The sequence below is a fragment of the Flavobacterium sp. GT3P67 genome (assembly GCF_004349155.1).
GTDB lineage: Bacteria > Bacteroidota > Bacteroidia > Flavobacteriales > Flavobacteriaceae > Flavobacterium > Flavobacterium ranwuense.
In genome coordinates, this window is the sequence record NZ_SMLF01000003.1 from 374,113 (window position 1) to 380,962 (window position 6,850).

General features: G+C 32.6%; 9 protein-coding genes and 1 pseudogene. All 10 read right to left on the reverse strand.

All coding sequences use genetic code 11. The features are described 5' to 3' along the window. Positions 1–378: 378 nt before the first annotated feature. Positions 379–1,041 (reverse strand): DUF2461 domain-containing protein, encoded by a 663-nt coding sequence (locus E0H99_RS08070; RefSeq protein ID WP_205728674.1) that lies wholly within the window; start codon positions 1,039–1,041, stop codon positions 379–381. A gap of 519 nt (positions 1,042–1,560) precedes the next feature. Then, positions 1,561–1,980: a hypothetical protein gene (locus tag E0H99_RS08075; RefSeq protein WP_131993550.1), complete on the reverse strand. Its 420-nt coding sequence runs from the start codon at positions 1,978–1,980 to the stop codon at positions 1,561–1,563. Beyond that, on the reverse strand, positions 1,973–2,392 hold the full coding sequence (locus E0H99_RS08080; protein WP_205728675.1) for a hypothetical protein: 420 nt from the start codon (positions 2,390–2,392) through the stop codon (positions 1,973–1,975). Before E0H99_RS08080 ends, E0H99_RS08075 begins: the two co-directional genes overlap by 8 nt. 52 nt (positions 2,393–2,444) lie before the next feature. Further along, entirely contained in the window at positions 2,445–3,038 is a 594-nt protein-coding gene (locus E0H99_RS08085) for a Crp/Fnr family transcriptional regulator (RefSeq protein ID WP_131993553.1), read from the reverse strand. Between the two features lie 134 nt (positions 3,039–3,172). Continuing rightward, a complete protein-coding gene (locus E0H99_RS08090; protein WP_131993556.1) occupies positions 3,173–3,622 on the reverse strand; it encodes a DUF1801 domain-containing protein in 450 nt (149 codons plus the stop codon). After that, positions 3,619–4,584 (reverse strand): NAD(P)-dependent alcohol dehydrogenase, encoded by a 966-nt coding sequence (locus E0H99_RS08095; protein WP_131993559.1) that lies wholly within the window; start codon positions 4,582–4,584, stop codon positions 3,619–3,621. Before E0H99_RS08095 ends, E0H99_RS08090 begins: the two co-directional genes overlap by 4 nt. A 260-nt stretch (positions 4,585–4,844) precedes the next feature. After that, positions 4,845–5,027, reverse strand: coding sequence for a hypothetical protein (locus E0H99_RS08100; protein ID WP_240723459.1), 183 nt, complete (start codon positions 5,025–5,027; stop codon positions 4,845–4,847). A gap of 10 nt (positions 5,028–5,037) precedes the next feature. Beyond that, positions 5,038–5,385, reverse strand: a complete 348-nt coding sequence (locus E0H99_RS08105) for a DUF4160 domain-containing protein (RefSeq protein WP_131993562.1) — start codon at positions 5,383–5,385, stop codon at positions 5,038–5,040. Between the two features lie 37 nt (positions 5,386–5,422). Further along, a complete protein-coding gene (locus E0H99_RS08110; protein WP_131993565.1) occupies positions 5,423–5,785 on the reverse strand; it encodes a hypothetical protein in 363 nt (120 codons plus the stop codon). A 164-nt stretch (positions 5,786–5,949) separates the two neighbouring features. Further along, a pseudogene (locus E0H99_RS08115) lies at positions 5,950–6,850 on the reverse strand (hypothetical protein); the annotation flags it as partial.

A 6,850-nucleotide genomic window follows, 5' to 3' on the forward strand; every position in this document is an offset into this window, starting at 1 on the left:
GAGGTCCTTTCTCTGTAGGTCCATAAAGTTTTTAATGTCTTTTTTCAAGAGTACAATATCGGTACTATTTTTATTATTTCTGAAAGTGATGTATCGTTTTAAAAAACAATTTCAATGTCATCCGTTAGGCTTACAATAGCTGTGTTTAAATCTTTAGGTTTTTAAGAGGTTAAACCAGTTTTAAATACCATTTTTGAGAACTAAAAACCCTAAAAGATATCCCGTAACAACAAAAGCAACCCAGTTAAGAGGTTGCTTTTTTGTTTTTAGTACTGTAAATACTCAGCTTGTGACACGAGTGGGACGCATCGCGCTAGCGCCCGTGTTACTTAATGCTGCCTGCTGGGGGACTGTTACATTTGGTTTATTTGCATCCTTTCAGAATAAAGGTTTTCCATTTAAATCCGTAGTAAGTAATTCACTCATATAATCGAAAAAAGGTCTCATTGCTAAAAATGTTGCAATCGTTTCTTTCTGAAAATCATCAGATAAAACTTCCTTGTCTGTAAATTTTCTCATCACTACAAATTGCTTTTTCTTAATCAAATTAATTGCAGGATGATTTTTATCGAAGCCTTTCGGAGCAGTTTTCACTCCATCTTCTCCTTTTAGTTCTCCGAAATATTTTACGAAAGTATTGTCGGAAGTAATCCTTTCGATTTCTGTTGTATCCATTTCGAATTCTTTACGGATACGAAGTAAATCTTCACTATTTGGAGCCCAAAAACCTCCTCCAACAAAACTATTATTTTGCTCTAAATGAATATAATAACCTCCTCTTAACATTGGTTTTCTACGAGAATATCCAGCTCCTAAATTAGTTTTATAAGGAGATTTATCTTTGGAAAAACGAACATCTTTGTAAATTCTAAAAACGTGGATTTCTTTTAAACTATCGTGTTTTTGAAGTTCGGAATAAATCTGATCGAAAAAAATTTTGTTTTCTTTCACAATCGAATCGTATTCTGGCTTATGCATAGCAAACCATTCCCGATTGTTATTTTCTTTTATCTGTCTAAGAAATTCCAATCCCCTTTTCATAATTCTATACAGGTCAAAAGTTTTAATATTTTTCTCATTTGTTTCAAATGTTAATTGTCTTTTCGGGTTGTTTTTTAAGCTTAGGTATAACATCAGTTCGTTTAAAAACCTTCAAACGAACTTTATTTTATTAATCCGAAAGTAAATATATGGGATTTCAACTATAATTCAAACTCTTTCCTGCAACCTTCGATTAGCTGCGGGCGGCAAGAGCAAAGCACCAATAGCTGCCCAAGTGCAAAATACAATTTCTTGTCATTAACCGCGTTACAAATGCTACGATTTACCAAGCAATTTAAGTAGGCACTCGATGCAATCAAGCACCAGATTCGTTACATGAAGTCAAGGTTAAAAATGTCAAAGTCAAAAATGTAATTATTCGTTTCATTTCTTGTGATGTTGTTCGTTACAATCACCACCAACGTTTTTGGGCTTTGAATGCACAAATGTTAATTAGAAGTCTAATACTCAAATTTAGCACATCTATCCCAATTTTGCAAAACACTTGTTATGAGGTTGTTATTTTTCAGTCGCAAATTTCCATTTGTTCAGACCGCCAATTAAAAATAATAATCCAATTAGTACTGCGATGAGTGAATAACTTGTTTCAAGAAACCAGTTTGTGTTGAGTTTGTCAAAATTAAAAGAGAGTTCGCCCAGTCCATGAAAAATATAAACACCTGCAATCATATAAATTACAATTTTCTGAAAAGGTAGCTTTCTGCATTTATTATCTGCCGAAAGACCATATAATCCGAATATGAAAAAGCATACTGCAACAAAAATTGTCAATACGTAAGGCAAAGAAAAATGGATTAGAGAAAGCGCTTTCATTTCGGGACTAATTCCAGTTACCTGAAACATTTGGTCAGCCCATAAAAGTCCAACTATATGTCCAAATCCAATGATTAAGTTTATGTATCCTGCAAGTCTAAGCATTTTGTTTTTTTGTTCCATAATAAATAAGGCCGCTAATGGTTAATAACAACATCCATTGTCCTAGTTTTAGGAAATTGTCCGGAAAAGAATTTGAAATTAAAATTAAGAGTAACCAAACAATGGCATATCCAAAAAAGTAGCATGATAACAATTGCAAAATAGTTTTTTTGTTATCAAAAAAGTTAGTAAAATTGACGAGAGCAAGAGCAATGGAGGCGAATAATAAATCAAATGAAATCCAATGCCAACCGCATCTTGCCATTGTCCAAATTTGTTGCTTTTCGGCCCAATTATTTATGTTAATGGCAGGTTGAATGCTGTTTATTTCTATATCGCCACCAATTGTGTGTGCCAAAAAGGCTAAACCCGTTAGGATATTTGCAAATAAAATTGAAATGTTTATCTTTTTCATTTTGTTTTTTTGCAAATGTCTTTATAAAAAAACAGACTCCATTTGATATAAATCAAATTCGGTTTTTAGGATTCCGAATTCTGCTTAAAGTTTCAAGTGTAATTCCTAAATGAGATGCAATATGTGTTAGTGGTACTCTTTGATTAATATCTGGACGGACATTTATCAGATTCTCATATTTCTGTTGTGCCGTTTCAAATTGTATGGATACAATCCTTTCTTGAAGTTGAAGCATTGTTTTGGTTACAGCAATTCGTCCTAATCTTTCAAAACAATGATGTTTGTCTGTCAATGCAAAGATGGTTTCTCTTGTGATTTCTAAAAAAGTCGTAGGTTCGAGCAATTCGATAGTATGCTTACTTGGGCAATCTTGATAAAAACTGTTGATTGAACTTACAAAGTCTCCTTCAAATGCAAACCAATCGGTTATTTCTTTTCCGTCTTTTGTGTAGAATGCTCTTAAACTGCCAGTAACAATGAAATACATTTTGTCTGCAAACTGTCCTTCTTTTACCAGCGATGATAATTTGTCAAGACTAAATAATGTACTAGACTTCTTTAAGTCGTTTTTGCAATCGTCTGTCAAGAGCGAATAATTTTCGCTTATTGTTTCGATTACGTTCTCTATGTCGATAGTGTTTTTCATGATGAAGTATGACGGTTTGCAGCTACACGCACGCAGTTTTTTTTACCACTGAACTTCCTACGAAGAACTGCATTTCAAATTTAGCACTTTTTTGTCCTACGAAGCACCAAACCCCTGCTTGCGTGTAGGTGCTGTTAGCGGGTCGTTGTTTTCTTATCATCAATTTCAATTCCTTGCCTAATATAATATACAAGAACTTCTTCAGAGTAATCGCTTATATTTGATATTCTAAGATTTAAAGTTTTATTTCCTACTCCTTCCAATAGCCCGTGCTTATCTTCAAATTGTTTTCCTTCCGAAAATGAGAATGTTATACCTTTTTTTGTTGGGCTAACTGTAATTACTATTTTGTTCTGTCTGTAAACAGGAACACCATAATACTTTTCAGTCCCACCTCGCATTTCTTCTTGTAAGGTGGGGAACTTTTTCTTTATCAAATCTCTAAAATTTGAGAAAATTGGCTCGAATTCAGGTTTGATTTTTGCACTTATGAATTGTTCTATTTCAGTCATAGTATTAGGTACTTTGAAGATTTGCTCTATGTAGGTTATGGGCACACATATAGCAGTTTCTGTCATTCTCATTCTGCTATTTTTATTACTACATTCCCAGTCTTTTGTCCAGATTCAACATATTTATATGCCTCTACAATTTGGTCTAAATTATATTGTCTGTCAATTACTGGTTTAAATTCACCTTTTTGAGCAAGTTCTTTCAAAAATACTACGTCTTGTTTAGAGATGGATGGAATTGGAAATAAAAGTCTTTTGCCACCCCAAAGCGGTGTGGTCAAAGCAAAAAGCAGATTCTCTCCGTTTTTCCCTAATTCGGTTGAAATGTAAATTCCCTTTGCAGTTAATAAAGGCTTGCATTGTCCAAATGAACTTTTTCCAACTGCATCAAAGATGAATTCAAACTTATCATTTGTCTTTGTGAATTCCTGCGTTTCATAATCAATTACAGTATCTGCACCAAGAGATTTTACCAGACCTACATTTTTTGTATTACATACTGCTGTTACTATTGCTCCAAAATGCTTTAATAATTGCACAGCCGCAGAACCAATAGCACCAGTTGCTCCGTAAACTAAAACATTTTGTCCACGTTCAACTTTTGCTGCTCTTATATCTACTAAGGCATAATGTGCGCCTTCTGTAAAGGCAGCAGCTTCGTCAAAGCTAAAGCCGTCAGGCATAGTTGTAATGGCATCAGTTTCAGTAATTGTTAAATACTCTCCATGTCCTCCACAGGTTTTATCATTAAACCCGAAAACTCTATCATCTTTCTTAAATGTTGTTACATGCTGCCCAATTTCTTCAATTATACCAGAAAATTCACAACCCAGTATTTGATATTTTGGTCGCAACAGTCCAGTCCAAAATCGTGAAATAAAATATTCAGCACTACGGAAACCGGAATCAGTACGGGTTACCGTTGACGAATAAACCTTAACCAATACTTCGTTGTCTTTCGGTAATGGTTTAGGAACTTCCAACAATTTGGCAACTTCCGGTGCTCCATATTTGGAATATACAATTGCTCTCATTTTCTAAATATTCTGTTTTTTCTTAGGTTGTTTCCTATATTTGTCACTAACATCCCTCTACTACAGCGGGTTTGGGACTAAATTAAACCCTATTTTCTGATTTGCCACCCGAGCGATAGCGAACAGGCGAAGCAAATCATCCCAAATACAAAACCAACTTCCCATTAAGCCAATTGCCCAAATCCGTTGTAGTAGCTGTTATAAGCAGGCTTTCTTACTTCCATCGTCAATGATATATTTAAACTGATAATTTTTGTCAATTATTTTCCACCTTTATTTATAAAAGAACCAAACAATCCGTGCCAATCTTCAAAATCGAATTCCTTTTCCGTATCCCAACAAATTCTACCAAAAAAATTGGGTTTGTCTAATTCGGATTTAACGACAACTCCAAATTCTCCACCCAATGAAACTTTCATTCCATATTCAAAGTCTGCGCTCATTTTAATGCTATTATTGAATATTCTTTTTAGACCAAATTTTTTCCATCAAAAGCTTTGTTTTAAAATCGTTATAAAACAATTCAATACGTTTTAAATCTTTCGAACTTATTTCTCCGCTTAAAAACTCGCCATTTTCAATTTTGAATTTCGCATTTACGCGATTATCATTTGTTTTTACGTGAAAATGTGGCGGATTATGGTCGTTTGAATAGATGATTACTTGCATTCCGTGTACAGTTCCGATTCGTTCCCTAGTTTCATAACCAAGGTAACTTTCTATAGAATCCTTACTAAAATAAAATCCCATTATTTCAGACAAGATTTTTTCTAAAATTGCATATTCGTTATTTGTTTCCATCTGTAATTTAAATATAATTGTTTATAAGCGGATACTTTTAAGTTTTACTTAAATTTTCCTTACCATAACCACAATTTGGACAATATCTTGCTTTTGGAGTTCTAAATGGTTTTTCACAATTTGGGCAATCTTTCCCAAACTGACTTATTTGATGATGTAATATTGCGTTCGGATTTGATTCGTATTCTCCAGTGATTAAACGATACATTTCAAGCATATACCTATACTGCTCAAACGTTTCAATTTCTTCTAACCACACATAATCTTTTACTTTCCTTTTTTTTATTTCTTCTTCAACGATTTTTTTTCCACCAAACCAAGCATCTCTGCATAATTTGAATTCGTTATCGTCAAGCATTTTTACTTTCATATTGCAACGCCAACAAAATTTTTCTTCCATAAAAGTTCTTTCTTTAGCTTTTGCTCTATTGCTTGCTTATAACGTGTCGCTGCTTTGAGATGGATGGAAGTGCGTAATCGCTCAATTTTCGGCTTAACGAAAACTTGATGCGAAACGATAATTCCACTAAATTCCAGCTATATCAAAACAGCTGTTGGCAGTAGTTATTGTATTAATTTTCCGTTTATATCCCATTGTGTATTAGTGTTTTTAATTCCATCTTGAATTAATTTTATATTTCCATTTTCGTAATAATATTTTGAATATACCTCTTTGTCGTTTTTAACTTCACTTTCAAATTTTGGATTGCCATTGCCATAAAAACCAAAAGATTTTCCATTAGGAATTCCATTTACTAAATTTTCATAGTATGAAATTTTACCGTTGTTAAAATAGCAAATGATTTTCCCGCTATATTTTAAGTTGTCTTTGAAAAGAAACTTACCTTTATAAACTCCTTTAAAAACTAATTTTCCGTTTTCATTATTATATTCTATATCGTTTTCATCATTTAATTTCATAGAATATTTTACCATTATGTTTCCGTTTAAATAATGAAAGCTTTGAGAAACTTTTTCAATAAATTTAAACTTCGGTTTTCCATTTACCCAATATTCTGTTATCTCTTTATTATCATTATTATACATTTGTTTTAAATTACCATTTTCTTGGTATTCAATACTTTTTCCAATTTGATTTCCAAAATTATTTTCTCTTGTCCATTTTAGTTTTCCGTTTTCAAACCAGTCAATATATTTGCCATTACATTGATTGTTTTTGACTTGACCAATAGATTTTTTCTTTCCAGATTCGTAAAAGGAAACATCAACATATTCTGTTTTGGTTACAATTAATCGCAACGATTTTATTTTTTTGCTTTTATAAAGTATAGTGTCCACAGAACTAAAATTTGTAGGTTTAATTTCTAGACTTTCTAATTCACTTTCAATTACTGTTTTCTTTTCACACGATGAAAAAAGTAAAGAAGCTAGGAATGTTAGTAAAATAAAATTTCTCAAGTTATTTTTTAATTTTAGTACATTTTTATTCCGTATAATTACTGCC